The sequence below is a fragment of the Vibrio sp. 1457 genome, from assembly GCF_033340195.1.
GTDB classification, from domain to species: Bacteria; Pseudomonadota; Gammaproteobacteria; order Enterobacterales; family Vibrionaceae; genus Vibrio; species Vibrio alginolyticus.
In genome coordinates this window covers 13,996-33,071 of sequence record NZ_JAWOWA010000021.1, presented here as the reverse complement: position 1 = coordinate 33,071, position 19,076 = coordinate 13,996, and the positions used below count along the sequence as shown (strand labels likewise).

Below are 19,076 nucleotides of genomic sequence, written 5' to 3'. Positions count from 1 at the left end.
TCATGATTGGATCAGATCGAGGATTACCTGGGATCAAAAGTGGTGGTTATACACAGGGGGTGAAATTGATCAAAGTTGTTATTGGGATAACTAAAGGAAAATCACTGGATCTTATTGTAGTTATCCACAGTCTGTTTGGTTGGTTTTTGAGCGGTTAAACAAAATAATTTGGTGGGAGAGTTATTCACATGGGAGAAAACAGAGCCGAATTTCGACTCTGTTGAAGGGAAAGTCGTGAGTTTAAAAACGTTCGATATTCTCTTTTAACCACATTTCTGCGGCGTCTTCTGGCACATCATGGCTCAGTACATCGATTTTAAAGCAATCTGCGAGAGGGGTTGCACCAATATCCTCTAATAAATCATAAGCGTGTTGACCAGCGGCACAGAACGTATCGTAGCTAGAGTCACCAATCGCAATCACCGCAAATTTTACATCAGTCATTTTTGGCGGTGTATTTTGTAATGCTGCGATAAAAGGTTGGATATTATCAGGATACTCACCAGCTCCATGTGTAGAGGTGATCACCAACCACGTACCTTGATTTTCGATATCACTGAGGGAAGGCTGGTTGTGGATCGTTGTTTCAAATCCATTCTCGTTGAGTAGATCACTCAGGTGATCCCCTACGTATTCTGCGCCACCTAACGTGCTGCCTGTAATAATGTGGATCATACTTCTTCCTTATTGAATGCGACGGCTAAAGCTCATGGATGGCTTGCCGTACAAAAAGAAACGCGGTGTGAGTTAAGCTCAGCACCGCGCGTTCGATTATTTACTTCCCGATACAGAATGAAGAGAAGATTCGTCCCAGTAAGTCGTCAGAACTGAACTCACCGGTAATCTCATTGAGATGTTGTTGGGTGATACGTAGCTCTTCAGCCAATATTTCACCTGCCATATAGCCTTCAAGCTGCTCCTGGCCTATTTGAAGGTGCTGTGCGGCACGTTCTAATGCATCGAGATGACGACGACGAGCCATAAACCCACCTTCACTGTTGCCAGAGAAGCCCATACACTCCTTGAGATGATCGCGCAGAGCTTCAACCCCTGCACCAGTCTTCGCTGACAAACGGATAAGAGTAGGGTTATTGACGTGGCAGATCCCCATATCTTCACCCGTTTGATCCGCTTTATTACGGATCACAGTTATGCCAATGTTGTCTGGTAGGCGATCCACAAAATCTGGCCAGATATCTTTCGGATCGGTGGCGTCGGTTGTCGTGCCATCCACCATGAACAACACGCGGTCTGCTTGGGCTATTTCATCCCACGCGCGTTCGATACCGATTTTCTCTACTTCATCGGAAGCATCACGCAAACCTGCTGTATCAATGATGTGTAGTGGCATGCCATCAATATGGATATGCTCACGCAGTACATCACGCGTGGTTCCTGCGATGTCGGTTACGATTGCAGACTCTTTACCCGATAGTGCGTTCAGCAGGCTTGATTTGCCCGCATTTGGACGACCCGCAATCACGACTTTCATCCCTTCACGCATAATAGCGCCTTGGTTAGCTTCTTTGCGCACCGCATCTAGGTTGTCGATGATGGCTTGTAGGTCACCAGCCACTTTACCGTCGGCCAAAAAGTCGATCTCTTCTTCAGGGAAGTCGATGGCTGCTTCAACATAGATACGCAAATGAATCAGCGACTCAACTAAGGTATTAATGCGGCCTGAAAATGCGCCCTGTAAGGATTGCAGTGCCGATTTTGCTGCTTCTTCAGAACTGGCATCAATGAGGTCTGCGATCGCCTCGGCTTGAGCGAGGTCGAGTTTATCGTTCAGAAATGCGCGTTCAGAGAACTCACCAGGGCGAGCAGCTCGAATACCATCTATACCTAGAATGCGTTTTATCAGCATATCCATCACGACAGGGCCGCCATGGCCTTGCAGCTCAAGTACGTCTTCACCGGTAAATGAGTGTGGGTTAGGGAAGTACAGTGCGATGCCCTGATCAAGCACAGTGCCATCTTCTGACTTAAACGGCAGGTACTCTGCGTAGCGGGGCTTTAGTGTTTTGCCAGTGACTTCTAACGCCACTTGGTTGGCTTTAGGGCCAGAAACTCGAATAATACCGACACCGCCACGACCAGGCGCGGTCGCTTGAGCGACAATCGTATCTGTAGTCATAATTTTGCCTTTTGAGCTGGGCTATAGGGAAGATACCTAGGGAGCCATCACAATTAATTAGCTGAATTGTAATCAGCCAAAAACAAAAAGGCGACCTTTTGGCCGCCTTTCTCAATCATTTCCTAAAAGGTTACTTGCTGTGTAAGCCTTTTTTCTCTAATCCTTTGTAGATCAGAGTTTGCTGGATAAGCGTTACGATGTTCGACACCAACCAGTACAGAACGAGACCTGATGGGAAGAACAAGAAGAAGAAGGTAAACATAACCGGCATAAAGGTCATGATCTTCTGCTGCATTGGATCCGTTACCGTTGTCGGGCTCATCTTCTGGATTAGGAACATAGACGCACCCATCAATAGCGGCAGGATGTAGTAAGGGTCCTGCGCTGAAAGGTCATGAATCCAACCGAAGAATGGAGAGTGACGTAGCTCTACCGATTCCATTAGTGCCCAGTAAAGCGCGATGAAAATAGGCATCTGTAGGATAAGAGGTAAACAGCCACCTAGTGGGTTCACTTTCTCTTTCTTGTACAGTTCCATCATTTCTTGGCTCATGCGCTGACGGTCATCACCGATACGCTCACGCATAGCTTGCAGCTTAGGCTGAAGCATACGCATTTTCGCCATAGACGTGTATTGCGCTTTTGTTAGTGGGTACATTGCACCACGAACGATGAAGGTCAGACAGATGATTGCCACACCCCAGTTACCAACAAAGCTCTGGATGAATGAAAGCAACATATGAAGAGGCTTCGCAATGAACCATAACCAGCCGTAGTCCACTACTAGGTCTAGGTTAGGTGCCACTTCTGCCATTTCATCTTGCAGTTTTGGACCAACCCAAAGTGTTGCTTCAAACTTAGCCTGATCGCCTGTTGCGATAGTTTTGTTCGGCATACGAACGCCGATGTCGCCGAGGTTGCCAATTACACGAGTGTATAGGTTAGTACCTGGTTCGTTACGTGGGATCCAAGCTGCGGCAAAGTAGTGCTGAATCATTGCTGCCCAACCTTGGCCATCGGCTAGGTTAAGAGACAGGTTGCGATCCTGCATATCATCAAAGCTGTACTTCTTGTAACGCGTATCTTCTGTTGAGTATGCGCCACCACGGTAAGTAGGCATTGTGATGCTACCACCATCGTCCATTAGATTTTGACGTAGGTGAGCGTACATACCAAATGTTGCGTTGTTGCCTGAGTTGTTCACTACATCGTATTCAACATTAAGCGCGTAGCTGCCGCGTTTAAAGATGTAAGTTTTGGTGTATTCGATGCCGTTTGCAGTGAATGTCATCGGAACGCGAAGTTCATCTTGACCGTCAGCCATTGTGAAGCTGTCTGCACTTACGTTGTAGTGAGGGCGATTTGTGCTGCTCAAGTCGATACCTTGAGGACCCACTAGACCGCTTTGAGCGATAAATTGGTGACCTTGAGCGTCTTTAAGCAGAACAAAGGAATCTGATGAATCTAACTCAGCAGAGTATTCGTTAAGGTTGGCATGTACCACATCGCCACCAACGGTGTCGATCGACAGAGTTAAAACATCAGTCGTTACTGTGATAGTTTTTGCAGAAGCTTGCTGTTGACCAGGAACTGGGTCAAGTTCATCAGCAAAAGATGGTGCAGGTAGAGTGCTGCTTGATTGAGCCTGTTCAACTGCTTGAGGTTCTGGATTCTTTGCAACTTGCCATTGTTGAAACAGCAAAAAAGAAACCAGGGCCAAACCGATGAGCAGGATATTACGTTGAGAATCCATCGTTAGTTATCTCTGTCTTGTTTTTGGACTGGTGGAACGGGGTCATACCCCCCTTCATTCAAAGGGTGGCATTTTAATAGACGTTTGCCTGATAACCAACATCCTTTTACAAAACCGTGAGCTCTCAAAGCTTCTAGCGCGTAAGTGGAACAGGTTGGTGTGAACCGGCAACGAGGACCAATCAAAGGGCTGATAAACCAGCGATACAGATAAACGAGCCCAATGGCTATCCACGTGAAGGGCGAGACAGGCGTTGCCATAGCTTATCAAACAACTTAAAAATTTCCTCATTGCTTAAATCTTGCGCGCTTTTCTTCGCAATCACAACAAAATCTTTGTTTGGAAGCTGATGTTGATTGTTACGAAAGCTTTCACGAGCCAAACGCTTAAATCGGTTACGACCGACAGCCGTTTTGATTTGCTTTTTGGGAACCGCTAAACCTAATCGTGGGTGAGAAAGTTTGTTATTGCGAGCAATGATGGTGAAATGAGGCGAGCCAGCTCGATGAGCTTGCTGGAAGACGTTTTGATAATGCTCGGGAGTTAACAAACGTAACTCCCGATTAAACGCGTACGTGTTCAAAATAAACTAGCGATTATTTTGATAGGCGCGCACGGCCTTTTGCACGACGTGCGTTGATAACTTTACGACCGTTCTTAGTTGCCATGCGAGCACGGAAGCCGTGAGTACGCTTGCGCTTTAGAACTGTAGGTTGAAAAGTGCGTTTCATGATAATTACCTTTACTGATCAGTAGTTTTAGGTTCTTGTTAAACCCGGCGTGGGTATTTGCTTTCTTATATAAAGAAGCTCTTTATATAGAGAAGGACAACCGACGCCTCTCAACAAAGAGGCGGAATTGTAATCACACTCACATAATGTGTCAATGACTCAATGAGTACGAAATTCCGGCCGGGCGATTATACGTAGTGTGAGTAAAATCTCAAGGATCAATCGATCCTGATGCTTGATCGTTACTCTATTCCTACTTGGTTAAGGAATTTTTTCAAACGAGGATCTTGTGGATTATCGAAGATATCCTGTGGAGAACCTTGCTCAACGATATTGCCTTCCGCCATGAAGATCACTCTATCAGCGACTTCTTTCGCGAATTGCATCTCGTGCGTCACCACCAGCATGGTTTGATGCTGATTAGCTAACTTCTTCATTAATGAGAGAACTTCACCGACCCATTCAGGATCCAGCGCAGAAGTTGGTTCGTCAAACAACAGCAGTTCTGGTTGCAGCGCCATCGCTCGGCCGATACCCACACGTTGTTGTTGGCCGCCAGATAATGACGCTGGATAACTATCGCCTTTATCCCCAAGGCCGATGTCATCCAGAATTTGTTGCGCTCGTTTGAGAGCATCGGCTTTTTTCCAACCTCGAACGGTCACTAGACCTTCGGCAATGTTCTGGCGCGCATTCATGTGGGCAAACAGGGCATAGTTTTGGAACACAAAGCCAGTTCGACGACGCAGCGCTAATACTTCGGCTTTAGTGTGTTTTTGAGTATCAACGGAGATGTCATCTATCGTGATACGACCTTCATCTGCTTGTTCTAGAAAGTTCACCGTACGCAGCAAGGTTGATTTACCCGTACCACTTGAGCCGATAATCACGATGATCTCACCTTGCTTAATATCGAGGTCGATGCCTTTCAGCACTTCAGTCTCACCAAAACGTTTGTGAATATTTTCTAACTTAATCATCGTACGTACGCCTTATTCAGTTTTGCTTCTGCCCAGATTTGTACGCGAGTCAGAATCACCACCACGCCCCAGTAAATAAGAGCAACCGCAAGGAAAGCTTCAAAGAAACGGAAACTTGATGAGGCTTCCATCTGTGCTTTCGCCATGATTTCGGCCACACCAAGCGTGAAAGCAAGAGACGTTGACTTGATCATATCGATGAAATAGTTCATCAATGAAGGCAGTGCGACACGCGTTGCTTGAGGTAAAATCACTCGGCGCATTGCTTGGGATGTCGTCATACCGACCGATAAGCTCGCTTCCATTTGGCTGCGATCAATGCCAATAATGGCGGCACGAATACTTTCCGCCATATAAGCGGCAAAGTGCAGCGTTAAACCGATAACCGCTGCTGAAAAGGCGTCGATACCGACCATCAATGGAAAAATTTGCGGTAAGCCGTAATAGAGCAGGAAAAGCTGAACCAACAGTGGGGTGCCACGGAAGAAGCTGATGTACAGTTGGCTTAATTGATCCAGAACTGGCAGTTTAAATACGCGAATATTGGCTAAAATGACGGATAAAATCAGCGAAAACACCAATCCCCATGTCGCCATTTCCATGGTTGTGCCAAGATATTTCAGCAATATCGGCAGCAGTTCCAACATGTAATTAAAGTCAAATCCCATACGGCTTACCTAAAGGCTAGAGAAAAGAAAAGGTGGAAAACAAGTTCCACCTTTACGTAAGTTTATTTTAGTCCGAGAGTGATACCACTTTGCGGCCTAAAGTACAAAGAGTTCTTATTTCGTGATGTCAGCGCCAAACCACTTCACGGAAATTTTCTCTACTGTACCATCTGCGCGCATCTCAGCCAGTGCTTTGTTTACTTCTTCTTGCAGCTTACGACCTTTCTCGTTGTCAACGAAAGGCCATGCGTTTTGAATGGTCTCAAACGGTTCACCTGCCAATTCCAGAGGAAGGCCAGTTTTCTTAATCAGCTCTAACGCAGAAAGACGATCCATTACAAACGCGTCTGCACGACCGAGCGCCACGTCATGTTCGATACCTGTGTCGTACGTTTTAATGTTGATCTTGCCGTCTTTGTCGTATTGACGCAGTAGTTGCTCAAAGTTAGAGCCTAGGTTGACCGCAACGGTTTTGCCCGCAAGATCGTCAACACCTTTGATGCTGTCGTTGCCTTTACGCACGGTAATTTGTGCGCCATCTACAACGTAAGGGTCAGCAAATAGGTATTTAGCTTTACGCTCATCAGTCATGGTGATTTGGTTGGAGATCGTATCGATACGACCAGTTTCTAAAAGACCAAATAAACCAGAGAAGTTGGCTGTTACGTATTCGATTTTGTAATCGTTACGTTTACCGATTTCATCCCACATGTCGACTTCAAAGCCTTGTAGCTTGTCTTGCTTTACAAAAGTAAACGGGAAGTAGCGACCTGACATACCAACTTTGACTTCAGTAGCGGCTTGTACGGTTGCTGCCGACAGTGCAATGGCTGCAACGGCAACCTTAATCCAGTTTTTCATAATACATCTCCATAATTTTATGGTTGGAAATACTACTGTTAGTTAGCTCAATTAAATAAATAACCAAGAGCAATAACCTAGACCTGTGAGTTATTAGATAATAGAAGAAGAATGTTAAATGTGACGAAAATGCGAACTGAACCTAGCGAAATGATCGACAAAATCAGCATTGGGAATAAAATAATACACAGACTTATCACCAATCGCTCGATCTTGTGAATTTTGCCCAATTGTGGATCGTTGTGTGGGCAAATTTGGGGCAAGGTGTGTTGATCTCATCAAGTTTGCAGAAATAATTGTGAATAACTTGGATCTTATTCACTGGATCGTCGATCAATCGCTGGCGATCTTGGTTATCAACAGGTAAAATTGCCAGTCTTTTCCGATAATTCAATTACTCAGTGGGGGCACCGTGTCATCTTCGCTTTGGCTGCAATGTTTGCAGCAGCTTCAAGAAGAGCTACCAGCTACAGAATTCAGCATGTGGGTTCGTCCGCTACAAGCGGAGCTCAATGACAATACTCTCACTCTATTCGCGCCAAACCGCTTTGTGTTGGACTGGGTGCGTGATAAGTATCTGAACAATATTACTCGCTTACTGCAGGAATACTGCGGTGGCGATATTCCTAACTTACGTTTTGAAGTGGGGAGCCGACCTGTCTCTGCACCAAAACCAGCGCCGACACGTACGCCTGCAGATGTGGCTGCCGAGTCATCTGCACCTGCGCAATTACAGGCGCGTAAGCCAGTACACAAAACCTGGGATGACGACGCTCAAGCGATTGCGGCTATCAATCACCGCTCAAACATGAACCCAAAACACAAGTTCGATAACTTTGTTGAAGGTAAGTCGAACCAACTGGGTTTGGCTGCGGCGCGTCAGGTATCGGATAACCCAGGTGCAGCTTACAACCCACTATTCCTATACGGCGGCACGGGTTTGGGTAAAACCCACTTATTGCATGCGGTGGGTAACGCGATTGTGGATAACAACCCGAACGCAAAAGTGGTCTACATGCACTCAGAGCGTTTTGTGCAAGACATGGTAAAAGCGCTGCAAAACAATGCGATTGAAGAATTCAAACGCTACTACCGCAGCGTGGATGCGCTCCTTATCGATGACATCCAATTCTTTGCTAATAAAGAACGTTCACAAGAAGAATTCTTCCATACCTTCAACGCACTATTGGAAGGTAATCAGCAGATCATTCTAACGTCTGACCGTTATCCTAAAGAAATTAATGGCGTTGAAGATCGTCTTAAATCTCGCTTTGGTTGGGGTCTTACTGTTGCGATCGAGCCGCCTGAGCTTGAAACACGTGTGGCGATCTTGATGAAAAAAGCTGAAGATCACCAAATCCACCTTGCTGATGAAGTGGCATTCTTCATTGCCAAGCGTCTGCGTTCGAACGTTCGTGAGCTCGAAGGTGCACTGAACCGTGTTATCGCGAACGCGAACTTTACTGGTCGTCCAATTACGATTGATTTTGTTCGTGAAGCGCTGCGCGATCTGCTTGCTCTACAAGAGAAGCTTGTGACAATCGATAACATTCAAAAGACAGTGGCGGAATACTACAAGATTAAAGTAGCGGACTTGCTGTCTAAGCGTCGTTCTCGTTCTGTAGCGCGTCCTCGTCAGCTGGCTATGGCGTTAGCAAAAGAGCTAACCAACCACAGTTTGCCTGAAATTGGCGATGCGTTTGGGGGCCGCGATCATACGACCGTACTTCATGCTTGTCGCAAGATTGAGCAGCTGCGTGAAGAGAGCCACGACATTAAAGAAGATTACTCTAACTTGATTCGCACCCTGTCTTCGTAATCGGTTAGAATAACGGTATTCTAAGCAAATCATTTATTGAGCTGACAGCGTAAAGAGCCAAGCATGAAATTTACCATTGAACGTAGTCATTTAATCAAACCGCTACAGCAGGTTTCGGGCGCTTTAGGTGGCCGACCAACCCTGCCAATCCTGGGTAACCTACTTCTTAAAGTAGAAGAGAACGTATTGTCGATGACGGCAACCGATCTTGAAGTAGAGTTAGTAAGCAAAGTGACGCTAGAAGGTGATTTTGAAGCGGGCAGCATTACCGTTCCTTCGCGTAAGTTTCTCGATATCTGCCGTGGTTTACCGGACGATGCGATCATCACATTTGTATTAGAAGGTGATCGCGTACAAGTTCGCTCTGGTCGCAGCCGTTTCTCATTGGCAACGCTTCCAGCGAACGATTTCCCTAATATTGAAGACTGGCAAAGCGAAGTGGAAGTATCACTGAGCCAAGCCGATCTACGTACGCTGATCGACAAAACTCAGTTCTCGATGGCGAATCAAGACGTTCGTTACTACCTCAACGGCATGTTGTTTGAAATTGACGGCACCACGCTACGCAGCGTGGCGACGGACGGCCACCGTATGGCGGTATCGCAAACTCAGCTAGGTGCGGACTTTGCGCAGAAGCAAATCATCGTGCCACGCAAAGGTGTGCAAGAATTAGTAAAGTTGATGGATGCGCCAGAGCAGCCTGTAGTACTTCAGATCGGTAGCTCCAATGTTCGTGCTGAGGTGAATAACTTTACTTTTACCTCTAAGTTGGTTGATGGTCGTTTCCCTGACTACCGCCGTGTATTGCCTCAGAGCACCAATAAGACACTAATAGCAAGTTGTGACGAGTTGCGCCAAGCCTTCTCTCGTGCTGCGATTCTTTCCAACGAAAAATTCCGTGGCGTGCGTGTGAATCTGGCTGATACTGAAATGCGCATAACCGCGAATAACCCAGAACAAGAAGAAGCGGAAGAGATGCTTGATGTAACCTTTGAAGGTGACGCCATCGAAATCGGCTTTAACGTAAGCTATGTGCTTGATGTTCTGAACACGTTGCGTTGTGAAAATGTACGTGTGTCGATGTCGGATGCTAACGCTAGCGCGTTGATTGAAAATGCCGACGATGACAGTGCCATGTACGTGGTGATGCCAATTCGTCTATAAGCCAACTGAATGCCTCTTTCTCGTCTCATCATTCAGCAGTTTCGAAACATTAAAGCCTGTGATATTGAGTTATCAGCAGGCTTTAACTTTCTTATCGGGCCGAACGGCAGCGGTAAAACCAGTGTCTTAGAAGCGGTTTATCTGCTCGGGCATGGCCGCTCATTCAAGAGCTCTCTCACCGGACGAGTGATACAAAATGAGTGTGACGAACTGTTTGTTCATGGTCGTTTTTTGAACTCGGATCAATTTGAGCTACCTATCGGCATTAATAAGCAGCGTGATGGCTCAACAGAGGTTAAAATAGGCGGTCAATCTGGACAAAAATTAGCGCAGTTGGCACAAGTTCTGCCTCTGCAGTTGATACACCCAGAAGGGTTTGATTTACTGACAGATGGCCCTAAACATCGTCGTGCGTTTATTGATTGGGGCGTGTTTCATACCGAGCCCGCTTTTTATCAAGCATGGGGAAGGTTCAAGCGCCTGAACAAGCAGCGCAACGCGTTGTTGAAAACCGCCAATAGTTATCGTGAGCTCAGTTATTGGGATCAGGAAATGGCAGGATTGGCTGAAAACATCAGCCAATGGCGAGCAAGTTACATCGAGCAGATGAAAACTGTCGCAGAAACTATCTGTCAGACATTTTTGCCAGAATTTGAGATCCAATTGAAGTATTATCGTGGCTGGGATAAAGACACCCCATACCACGAGATACTAGAAAAGAATTTTGAGCGTGATCAGGCATTGGGATACACCTTTAGTGGCCCAAACAAAGCTGATTTGCGCATTAAAGTGAACGGAACGCCCGTTGAAGATGTTCTGTCACGCGGTCAATTAAAACTCATGGTGTGTGCATTGCGTGTAGCGCAAGGGCAACACCTGACAGAGATGGCCGGTAAACAATGCATTTACCTAATTGATGACTTCGCGTCGGAATTAGATAGCCAACGTCGCAAGCGTCTTGCTGACTGCTTAAAAGAGACGGGCGCACAAGTATTTGTAAGCTCTATCACTGAAAGCCAAATCGCCGATATGTTGGACGATAACGGTAAATTGTTTCATGTGGAACATGGCAGGATAGAGTCAAACTAGAAGAGAGAAACTCATGTCTGAAAATTACGATTCATCGAGTATTAAGGTACTGAAGGGTCTGGATGCGGTACGTAAGCGTCCAGGAATGTACATCGGCGATACGGACGACGGCACCGGCCTTCACCACATGGTTTTCGAGGTGGTGGATAACTCAATTGATGAAGCGTTGGCAGGTCACTGTAAAGACATCGTTGTGACAATTCATGAGGATAACTCGGTTTCCGTTAGCGATGATGGTCGTGGCATTCCAACAGAAATCCACTCAGAGGAAAATGTCTCTGCAGCAGAAGTAATCATGACGGTTCTTCACGCGGGTGGTAAGTTCGACGATAACTCATACAAAGTATCGGGTGGTCTTCACGGGGTAGGTGTTTCAGTAGTAAACGCACTATCAGAGAAAGTTGAGCTAACGATTCATCGTGGTGGCCATATCCATACGCAAACCTACCGCCATGGTGAGCCTCAAGCGCCACTAGCCGTTGTGGGTGATACGGATAAAACCGGTACACAAATTCGTTTCTGGCCAAGTGCCGAAACGTTCTCTAACACTGAGTTCCACTATGACATTCTGGCGAAACGCCTGCGTGAACTGTCATTCCTGAACTCTGGTGTGTCGATCAAATTGGTTGATGAACGTGAAGCGGACAAACATGATCACTTCATGTATGAAGGTGGTATTCAAGCGTTCGTTGATCACCTAAACACCAACAAAACGCCAATCATCGAAAAAATCTTCCACTTTAACTCTGAGCGTGAAGACGGCATTTCAGTTGAAGTGGCGATGCAATGGAACGATGGTTTCCAAGAGAACATCTTCTGCTTTACCAACAATATCCCACAGCGTGATGGTGGTACTCACCTTGCTGGTTTCCGTGCTGCGCTAACACGTACATTGAACAGCTTTATGGATAAAGAAGGTTTCTCGAAGAAAGCGAAAACAGCGACTTCAGGCGACGATGCGCGTGAAGGTCTAACTGCGGTTGTTTCGGTGAAAGTGCCTGATCCTAAGTTCTCAAGCCAAACAAAAGACAAACTGGTTTCTTCTGAAGTGAAATCAGCTGTTGAGTCTGCAATGGGTGAAAAACTGTCTGAGTTCTTGATTGAGAACCCGACAGAAGCGAAGATGGTTTGTTCGAAAATCATCGATGCAGCACGTGCTCGTGAAGCAGCGCGTAAAGCTCGTGAAATGACGCGCCGTAAAGGTGCACTAGACCTAGCTGGCCTTCCAGGTAAACTTGCAGACTGTCAGGAAAAAGATCCGGCACTCTCTGAACTATACATAGTGGAGGGTGATTCGGCAGGCGGCTCCGCAAAACAAGGCCGTAACCGTAAGAACCAAGCGATCCTACCGCTAAAAGGTAAGATTCTTAACGTAGAAAAAGCACGTTTCGACAAGATGCTATCTTCTCAAGAAGTAGCAACACTGATCACCGCACTAGGTTGTGGTATCGGTCGTGACGAGTACAACCCGGACAAGCTTCGTTACCACAACATCATCATCATGACCGATGCCGATGTCGATGGTTCGCACATCCGTACGCTACTGTTGACCTTCTTCTACCGTCAAATGCCAGAGCTTATCGAGCGTGGCTATGTGTACATCGCTCAGCCACCACTATACAAAGTGAAAAAAGGCAAACAAGAGCAGTACATCAAAGATGAAGAAGCGATGAACCAATACCAAGTATCATTGGCTCTGGACAATGCATCGCTACACGTAAACGCAGAAGCACCAGCATTGGCTGGTGAAGCACTAGAGAAGCTTGTTCAACAGTACAATGCGGGTATTAAACTGGCGGAACGTATGAGCCGTCGTTACCCAAGTGCTTTGGTAAACGAGTTGATTTACACTCCTCGCCTAACGCCAGAGCAATGCCATGACGCATCAGTTGTGGAAGCGTGGACGAAGCAGCTTATTGAACAGCTGAATGCGAAAGAAGTGGGTGCAAGCCAGTACAGCTACGAAGTTGAGCAGCACGAAGAGCTAGGCTTAAACTTGCCTAAGATTGTGGTTCGTACTCACGGCGTGACGCACGAACATGCAATTAGCATCGACTTCCTAAACTCGAAAGAGTACGGCAAGTTGGCTGATCTATCAGAAGCACTTGATGGACTTCTGGAAGAAGGCGCGTACATCAAACGTGGTGAGCGTACTATGCCAGTGGCAAACTTTGCAGAAGCGCTTGACTGGTTAGTGAAAGAGTCAATGCGTGGCTTAAGCCGTCAGCGCTACAAAGGTCTAGGTGAGATGAACCCAGACCAACTTTGGGAAACCACCATGGACCCAGAAACTCGTCGTATGATGCAGGTAACGATTGAAGATGCGGTAGGCGCAGATCAACTGTTCACTACGCTAATGGGTGACCAAGTAGAACCTCGTCGTAACTTCATCGAAGAGAACGCACTGAAAGTAGCGAACCTAGACGTATAACGACACTTTTCGTGATAGTAAAAAGCAGCGAGAAATCGCTGCTTTTTTTGTTGTACCACCAGCTAAAATCGCCACTTTCTGCTAAAGCGGATGTTTTTCTGGTACTAACTGCCAACAACCCGATCAAGCCTGCCATTTTATATCTGTTTTCTTTTTTTCTCGCCATTTTGTTCGCTTGAGCGCTTTTGCTTTCTTTTTTCTGCTCGCTATAGTGCTGAAGAGCTGATGATTAAGGAGACTAAGAAAATGGTGATGACTTTCCTGAACTAAGCCGGAAGTGATGCACTTCCGGTTCAATGCACTGAATTTATTTGTAAGACAAGGCATTAAGAAGGAAATAATCATGTTTGAACGCTGGTTCTCAGCGTACTGCTTGGCGCTGCGAACTTGGTGGTTAACCAGTCGCTTTTTAACCTATCAATCACCACTAAGGTTGTTATCGCTATTTGAAACCTGCGAGCAACAAGCCCATTGCCGTAACCGAACTCGTATTGCGGTTGGGGACACGGTTCGCTTAGTGGATGTTGAACGCGCCTATCAATATCGCATGACATTGGTCAGCTCGCGCAAGGGGCAACCCATGACAGGTATGCTCGCGGTCGATTCTTATTTGGGGTCTCGACTATTAGGTCGAGCTAAAAATGATGCGCTCGAAGTGGAAATTTTTAATCAGCGACGCTGCTTTGTGATTACTGAAATTGTTCATCAATCGCAACCACCAGCTCAGAAAATGCTGTGTGGTTGTCTGTTGTGCCAATAAATAGAGGTGAAGTCATGAGTAAGAAAGAAAAGAAACAACCGCAGTTGAGTCTAAAAGAAAAGCGCAAACTAAAGCAGGAAAAGGCGGCAGAAAAGGGCGTTGTAAAAGCGCGTAAATCCTCCCGCAAGTAAAGTGTAGATTGAGCCCTCCAGAACGGCGGGCTTTTTATCACTGATCGCGAAGTGATGAGGAACTAAGCTGTTCAAGGGGATTGTGGATGCTTTAAAAATTTTTTGTTTTTTCCCTTGAAAGTCATTTTTGACGACCTTATATCTAGTTATGAAGAGGGTGACTGGCTTGCTAGAGACTAGAAGACCAGCCCTCTGAAATCGCTAAAACGAGATCGCTCAGAAGAGGATATGGCGTTTTAGCACACAACTTAAACCTTTAGATTCAATATCATGTCTCCGAGCCAAACCAAGGCCAGTGGAATGATAAGAATCTCTTAGTTCGGCGTTGGTTTTTGCATAAACACGCCAGTAGGATTGAACTCATCTGAACTAAGACTATTGCTTAATTAAGAGGATAGATTTATGCGTAATGTAGATTTCTCACCACTATACCGTAATGCAATTGGCTTTGATCGTCTGCTAAACCTGATGGAAGCGAATACAGCGAAAAATACTTCTGGCGGTTACCCTCCATACAACATTGAGCAAAAAGACGAGCACAACTACCGTATTACTATGGCCGTTGCTGGCTTTGCTGAAGAACAGCTCGATCTGACTCAAAACGAAAACATGTTGATTGTGAAGGGCGAACGTAAAGCAGAAGAAGGCAAAAACTACGTTTACCAAGGTATTGCAGAACGTGATTTTGAACGTAAATTCCAGCTAGCGGATTACGTAAAAGTCGTGGGTGCATCAATGGAAAACGGTCTGCTTCATATCGATTTAGTTCGTGAAATCCCTGAAGCCATGCAACCACGTAAGATTGCTATCGGTGGCAACAACCTGATTGAGAACAACTAATCAGTTAACCACCCGGTTATAGAATGAGAAAGAGCGCCATATGGGCGCTCTTTTTAGTTTGGGGTTTTCAAATCCGCTATTTTAAAGCTGTAATTTCAAAGAGAAGAACGGCTGAGTTCAATCCGTCTATTTACCTTCGCGGTAAGCCTTTTCCACTTCTTCAGCGATAATCGCAATGCCTTTTTGCATCATCTCATCATCTTGAACGTAGTTCATACGCAGGCATTGGTGCGCGTGATCCCACTCGTCTTGCTGACCAATAAAGAAATATTCACCAGGGACAATCAATACGCCACGCGCTTTCAAGCGTTGGTACAGTTCCATTGTTGTGATTGGCAGTTCATCAAACCATAACCACAAGAAGATAGCGCCTTCCGGCTTGTGGATGCGGAATCGCTCATCGGTAACTGCTTGTTGGAGCAGTTCAACCGCTCGTTGTGATTTTTGCTTGTAGAACGGCTTAATCACCTCTGAACTCAGTTTAAGCAGATCACCTTTGCCAATTATATGGTTTGCCAGCGCTGGACCAACACTGCCCGGCGCTAGGCTGATGATGCCGTTCATATTGGTTAATGCTTGCGTGATTTCTTCACTCGCAATCACAATGCCACAACGCACGCCCGGTAAACCAAGCTTAGATAGGCTCATGCATAGGATGGTGTTTTCATTCCAGAACGGTTCGACATCTTCAAAGATGATGTTCGGGAAAGGTAGACCGTAGGCGTTATCGATGATCAGCGGGATGTTGTTCTCACGTGCTAGCTTGTCCAGCTTACGTACTTCTTCGTCTGTCAGTACATTACCCGTTGGGTTGGTTGGACGAGATGCACAGATTGCCGCAACAGAGTCGTCGACGGTTAGCTGCTCAAAATCGACGTGGTATTTAAACAGACCGTTATCTAACAGCTCGATTTCTGGGTGGTAAGAGATAAAGATATCTTCATCAATGCCAGCATCACCATAACCGATGTATTCAGGTGCGATAGGCAGTAGCACTTTCTTGTGCGAACCGTCTGGCTGTTTACCTGCCAACAAGTTGAACAAGTAGAAGAAGCCACTCTGGCTACCGTTAGTTAGGCTGATGTTCTTTTCGGAAATATCCCAGCCGTAAGTTTCACGGAATAACTGAGCTAGCGCTTTGACGAACGCGTCTTTACCCTGCGGGCCATCGTAGTTGGCGAGGGCGGCGACGAGCTCCCCACTGGCGAGCATTTCCTCACTGGCTTGGTGAAAGTAATCGAGCATGGCAGGAATGGCGGCAGGATTACCTCCACCGAGCATGATGGCACCTGGTGTGCGCAGACCATCATTCAAATCGTCCATTAACTGCGTAATACCTGAATACTGATTAAATTTTTCACCAAACTTTGAGAACTGCATGCTGACTTATACCTAATTCATTGTGATTGCTTTGTGTATGTTTATGCCGATGTTTTATCGGCTTATCGAGTAATCCTTGACCTTACCTCAATGTGTAATTAACGCAAAGTGTGAATTAAGCCGAAAAAGAAAAAAGTGCGTCATCAGACCAGAGGAACGAGACAAAAGGGCAAAAAGAACAATAAAAAAGGGAAGCTTATGCTTCCCTTGCTGGTGGAGAGAGTGTGATTTACTCACCGGTGTAAACAATCAACACCTTGTCGTCTTGGTATTGGCGTTCAAACGCGTAGTAACCTTCTTGGTGGCGAGTGATGTGCTTACCTTGAGCAACTGCTGGGTGGCGTTTACGGAATTCACCCAACTTTTGCCAATGTTGCAGTAGATCTTCTCGTTCGCCATGAATCTTATCCCATGGCATATCTGAGCGTGTGCCTTGGTGGGCGTCTGAACCAGTAATGCCAAAATCACGAGCTATCTCATCACCGTAATAGATCTGTACTGCACCCGGAGCCAGCATCAGAGCATTTGCCGCACGTGCTTGGTCATCAAAGCTGCGGCTGCGAGCTGACCAAAACAGTTGTGTATCGTGTGAAGACAGGTAGCTCAACACATTGAACTCAGGATCGGTATTGATGCGCTCTGCATAGCGGCGGTAATCATTATCAAGTTGAGCGAAACACTTCAGCGCTTTTGGTGCTACATCAGATTGGAACTCGAAGTTGATGATGGAATCGAAGCCGTTATCGAAATACGGGCTCTTCACTACGCTGTGTGCCCACACTTCACCTGTCATCCAGAAAGGTAGGTCATCCAAGGCTTTGTCCGGGTTGTTTTGCTTCCATTGAGCAAGCGCTTGGGTGGTGCTGGCTTTCAGCTCTGCCCACGCTTCCATTTCAACGTGTTTTGCAGTGTCAACGCGGAAGCCATCAATGCCATAGTCACGCACCCAATCGGATAACCAGGTAATCAGGTGTTCACGTGGGGTTTGTAGCTCATCTTGCGCATTGGTGTTTTTATTGCGGAAGAAGTTTGGTAATCCGGTTTTCTGAGTCGATTCGGTTTTTAGATCCGGTAGGTAGTTCAAAGACATGGTGATGTCGTTGTAGCCCGGAGCATCGTAGTCGCCAATATCGGTGCGGATCCAATCTTTGCCCCACCATTTATCCCACGCTTCGCTATCACCGTATTTGATGTAGTCGTTGAAGCTGTGCCAGCTTTGTCCTGATTTTGGCTGCCAGTCGGTCCATTTTTCACCAAGGACTTCTTTGGCTTCTTGGTCATCAAGGTAAAGCTGACCAAATCCGAATTCCTGCATGTCTGCTAATGTCGCATAACCTGTGTGGTTCATGACCACATCCCAAATCACGCGGATACCTTTCTTATGGGCAGTATCGACGAAGGTTCTGAGTTCATCTTCGGTACCCATGTTGGCATCAAGCTTGGTCCAATCTTGGTGATAGTAGCCGTGGTAGCCGTAGTGCTTAAAGTCGCCTTTATCGCCGCCGCCAACCCAGCCGTGGATTTGTTCCAGTGGTGAGGTTATCCAGATAGCATTGACACCAAGTGATTCGATGTAATCGAGTTTTTTCGTTAGACCCGATAAGTCACCACCGTGGAAGGTACCAATCTCATATTTTCCGTCTTTGCTGCGACCGTAGCTGTTGTCGTTGTCTGGGTTGCCATTGTAGAAGCGGTCGGTCATGACGAAGTACACCGTCGCATTGTCCCAACTGAACGGTTTGTCGGCTTGCTGTTCAACTTCTTCTAGCAGCAATAGACCTTGGCTCATAGGACCCGGTTGCATGGTGACGCTGCCATTGGCGACAGTGGTTTCTTGTCCGGTTAAGGCATCACGAACGACAGTGCCATCATTAAAGGTTTGGGCAACGTTGATGGTTTTTGGCGTGTCAGTTGCGACAGGGCAAGAGTAGGTGATGTCCTGACTCTGTTTTGGTTTGATTTTTACCGTCAGCTCATTGGTGGTTGGATTGAGCGTAAATTGATAGGTATTGGCTTTGAAGATGCGCAGCGGCATTTGTGCGTCAGTGGCGCAGTTATCCATTTTTAATGGACGATTGAATTTGATGCGATCTTCTTCTGCTAAGGCAAAGCTACTGCCACAGCTTTGATTACTGTCGGCAATGGTAAAGGTGTAGCTGCCTTTTTCGAGTTTTTGCTCAGCGACAAGTAAGCCTTGTGAGTTTTCCTCAAAAACAGCAGTGTCATCACCAACGTTTAATACGATGGCATTTTCTGGTATCTGGCTGCAGGCGCTCAGTAGACCGATAGAGAGTGCGAGAATTGTTTTTTTCATTGTGTCCTTCCCCCGAAT

Annotated in this window: 17 protein-coding genes; 6 read left to right on the top strand and 11 right to left on the bottom strand. The window is 46.3% G+C overall.

Annotation, left to right across the window (positions count from 1 at the left end):
- Positions 1 to 240: 240 nt before the first annotated feature.
- The 9 genes from mioC to R7Z41_RS18490 form a co-directional block, all read right to left on the bottom strand.
- On the bottom strand, positions 241 to 675 hold the full coding sequence (gene mioC, locus R7Z41_RS18530) for an FMN-binding protein MioC (RefSeq protein ID WP_005378900.1): 435 nt from the start codon (positions 673 to 675) through the stop codon (positions 241 to 243).
- 100 nt (positions 676 to 775) lie between these two features.
- On the bottom strand, positions 776 to 2,137 hold the full coding sequence (gene mnmE, locus R7Z41_RS18525) for a tRNA uridine-5-carboxymethylaminomethyl(34) synthesis GTPase MnmE (RefSeq protein WP_005383836.1): 1,362 nt from the start codon (positions 2,135 to 2,137) through the stop codon (positions 776 to 778).
- A 130-nt stretch (positions 2,138 to 2,267) separates the two neighbouring features.
- The gene (gene yidC, locus R7Z41_RS18520) at positions 2,268 to 3,890 is read right to left on the bottom strand and encodes a membrane protein insertase YidC (protein ID WP_005383834.1); all 1,623 of its coding nucleotides are present in this window, start codon (positions 3,888 to 3,890) and stop codon (positions 2,268 to 2,270) included.
- Between the two features lie 2 nt (positions 3,891 to 3,892).
- A complete protein-coding gene (gene yidD, locus R7Z41_RS18515) occupies positions 3,893 to 4,150 on the bottom strand; it encodes a membrane protein insertion efficiency factor YidD (RefSeq protein WP_005378822.1) in 258 nt (85 codons plus the stop codon).
- Positions 4,117 to 4,440: a ribonuclease P protein component gene (rnpA, locus tag R7Z41_RS18510; protein ID WP_005394102.1), complete on the bottom strand. Its 324-nt coding sequence runs from the start codon at positions 4,438 to 4,440 to the stop codon at positions 4,117 to 4,119. The genes yidD and rnpA overlap by 34 nt, the downstream gene beginning before the upstream one ends.
- Positions 4,441 to 4,486: 46 nt before the next feature.
- A complete protein-coding gene (gene rpmH, locus R7Z41_RS18505; RefSeq protein WP_005378825.1) occupies positions 4,487 to 4,621 on the bottom strand; it encodes a 50S ribosomal protein L34 in 135 nt (44 codons plus the stop codon).
- Positions 4,622 to 4,863: 242 nt separating this feature from the next.
- Entirely contained in the window at positions 4,864 to 5,601 is a 738-nt protein-coding gene (locus R7Z41_RS18500; protein ID WP_054730019.1) for an amino acid ABC transporter ATP-binding protein, read from the bottom strand.
- Entirely contained in the window at positions 5,598 to 6,269 is a 672-nt protein-coding gene (locus tag R7Z41_RS18495) for an amino acid ABC transporter permease (protein WP_005378829.1), read from the bottom strand. The genes R7Z41_RS18500 and R7Z41_RS18495 overlap by 4 nt, the downstream gene beginning before the upstream one ends.
- A gap of 114 nt (positions 6,270 to 6,383) precedes the next feature.
- Positions 6,384 to 7,130: an amino acid ABC transporter substrate-binding protein gene (locus R7Z41_RS18490; RefSeq protein ID WP_005378831.1), complete on the bottom strand. Its 747-nt coding sequence runs from the start codon at positions 7,128 to 7,130 to the stop codon at positions 6,384 to 6,386.
- A gap of 412 nt (positions 7,131 to 7,542) precedes the next feature.
- Here R7Z41_RS18490 and dnaA point away from each other — a divergent pair, with 412 nt between their 5' ends.
- The 6 genes from dnaA to R7Z41_RS18460 all read left to right on the top strand — a co-directional run bounded on the left by dnaA (position 7,543) and on the right by R7Z41_RS18460 (position 15,364).
- Complete coding sequence (gene dnaA / locus R7Z41_RS18485) at positions 7,543 to 8,949, top strand: chromosomal replication initiator protein DnaA (RefSeq protein ID WP_005378835.1); 1,407 nt, start codon at positions 7,543 to 7,545, stop codon at positions 8,947 to 8,949.
- Between the two features lie 63 nt (positions 8,950 to 9,012).
- On the top strand, positions 9,013 to 10,113 hold the full coding sequence (gene dnaN / locus R7Z41_RS18480; protein WP_005394106.1) for a DNA polymerase III subunit beta: 1,101 nt from the start codon (positions 9,013 to 9,015) through the stop codon (positions 10,111 to 10,113).
- A 9-nt stretch (positions 10,114 to 10,122) separates the two neighbouring features.
- Positions 10,123 to 11,202: a DNA replication/repair protein RecF gene (gene recF, locus R7Z41_RS18475; RefSeq protein WP_005378839.1), complete on the top strand. Its 1,080-nt coding sequence runs from the start codon at positions 10,123 to 10,125 to the stop codon at positions 11,200 to 11,202.
- A gap of 13 nt (positions 11,203 to 11,215) precedes the next feature.
- Complete coding sequence (gyrB, locus tag R7Z41_RS18470; RefSeq protein WP_005378841.1) at positions 11,216 to 13,633, top strand: DNA topoisomerase (ATP-hydrolyzing) subunit B; 2,418 nt, start codon at positions 11,216 to 11,218, stop codon at positions 13,631 to 13,633.
- A 343-nt stretch (positions 13,634 to 13,976) separates the two neighbouring features.
- The gene (locus R7Z41_RS18465) at positions 13,977 to 14,393 is read left to right on the top strand and encodes a GreA/GreB family elongation factor (protein WP_017821918.1); all 417 of its coding nucleotides are present in this window, start codon (positions 13,977 to 13,979) and stop codon (positions 14,391 to 14,393) included.
- A 533-nt stretch (positions 14,394 to 14,926) separates the two neighbouring features.
- Positions 14,927 to 15,364, top strand: coding sequence for an Hsp20 family protein (locus tag R7Z41_RS18460; protein ID WP_005378857.1), 438 nt, complete (start codon positions 14,927 to 14,929; stop codon positions 15,362 to 15,364).
- 126 nt (positions 15,365 to 15,490) lie between these two features.
- Here R7Z41_RS18460 and R7Z41_RS18455 read toward each other — a convergent pair whose 3' ends face one another.
- On the bottom strand, positions 15,491 to 16,744 hold the full coding sequence (locus R7Z41_RS18455; RefSeq protein WP_042523899.1) for a valine--pyruvate transaminase: 1,254 nt from the start codon (positions 16,742 to 16,744) through the stop codon (positions 15,491 to 15,493).
- Positions 16,745 to 16,973: 229 nt separating this feature from the next.
- Positions 16,974 to 19,058 carry an alpha-amylase gene (locus tag R7Z41_RS18450; protein ID WP_065274982.1) on the bottom strand — a complete coding sequence of 695 codons (2,085 nt, stop codon included), beginning with the start codon at positions 19,056 to 19,058 and terminating at the stop codon, positions 16,974 to 16,976.
- Positions 19,059 to 19,076 lie beyond the last annotated feature (18 nt).

Coding starts and splice junctions, on each gene's coding strand:
- mioC (WP_005378900.1), bottom strand. CDS start 675: ATGATCCACATTATTACAGGCAGCACGTTAGGTGGCGCAGAATACGTA.
- mnmE (WP_005383836.1), bottom strand. CDS start 2,137: ATGACTACAGATACGATTGTCGCTCAAGCGACCGCGCCTGGTCGTGGC.
- yidC (WP_005383834.1), bottom strand. CDS start 3,890: ATGGATTCTCAACGTAATATCCTGCTCATCGGTTTGGCCCTGGTTTCT.
- yidD (WP_005378822.1), bottom strand. CDS start 4,150: ATGGCAACGCCTGTCTCGCCCTTCACGTGGATAGCCATTGGGCTCGTT.
- rpmH (WP_005378825.1), bottom strand. CDS start 4,621: ATGAAACGCACTTTTCAACCTACAGTTCTAAAGCGCAAGCGTACTCAC.
- R7Z41_RS18500 (WP_054730019.1), bottom strand. CDS start 5,601: ATGATTAAGTTAGAAAATATTCACAAACGTTTTGGTGAGACTGAAGTG.
- R7Z41_RS18495 (WP_005378829.1), bottom strand. CDS start 6,269: ATGGGATTTGACTTTAATTACATGTTGGAACTGCTGCCGATATTGCTG.
- R7Z41_RS18490 (WP_005378831.1), bottom strand. CDS start 7,130: ATGAAAAACTGGATTAAGGTTGCCGTTGCAGCCATTGCACTGTCGGCA.
- dnaN (WP_005394106.1), top strand. CDS start 9,013: ATGAAATTTACCATTGAACGTAGTCATTTAATCAAACCGCTACAGCAG.
- recF (WP_005378839.1), top strand. CDS start 10,123: ATGCCTCTTTCTCGTCTCATCATTCAGCAGTTTCGAAACATTAAAGCC.
- gyrB (WP_005378841.1), top strand. CDS start 11,216: ATGTCTGAAAATTACGATTCATCGAGTATTAAGGTACTGAAGGGTCTG.
- R7Z41_RS18465 (WP_017821918.1), top strand. CDS start 13,977: ATGTTTGAACGCTGGTTCTCAGCGTACTGCTTGGCGCTGCGAACTTGG.
- R7Z41_RS18460 (WP_005378857.1), top strand. CDS start 14,927: ATGCGTAATGTAGATTTCTCACCACTATACCGTAATGCAATTGGCTTT.
- R7Z41_RS18455 (WP_042523899.1), bottom strand. CDS start 16,744: ATGCAGTTCTCAAAGTTTGGTGAAAAATTTAATCAGTATTCAGGTATT.
- R7Z41_RS18450 (WP_065274982.1), bottom strand. CDS start 19,058: ATGAAAAAAACAATTCTCGCACTCTCTATCGGTCTACTGAGCGCCTGC.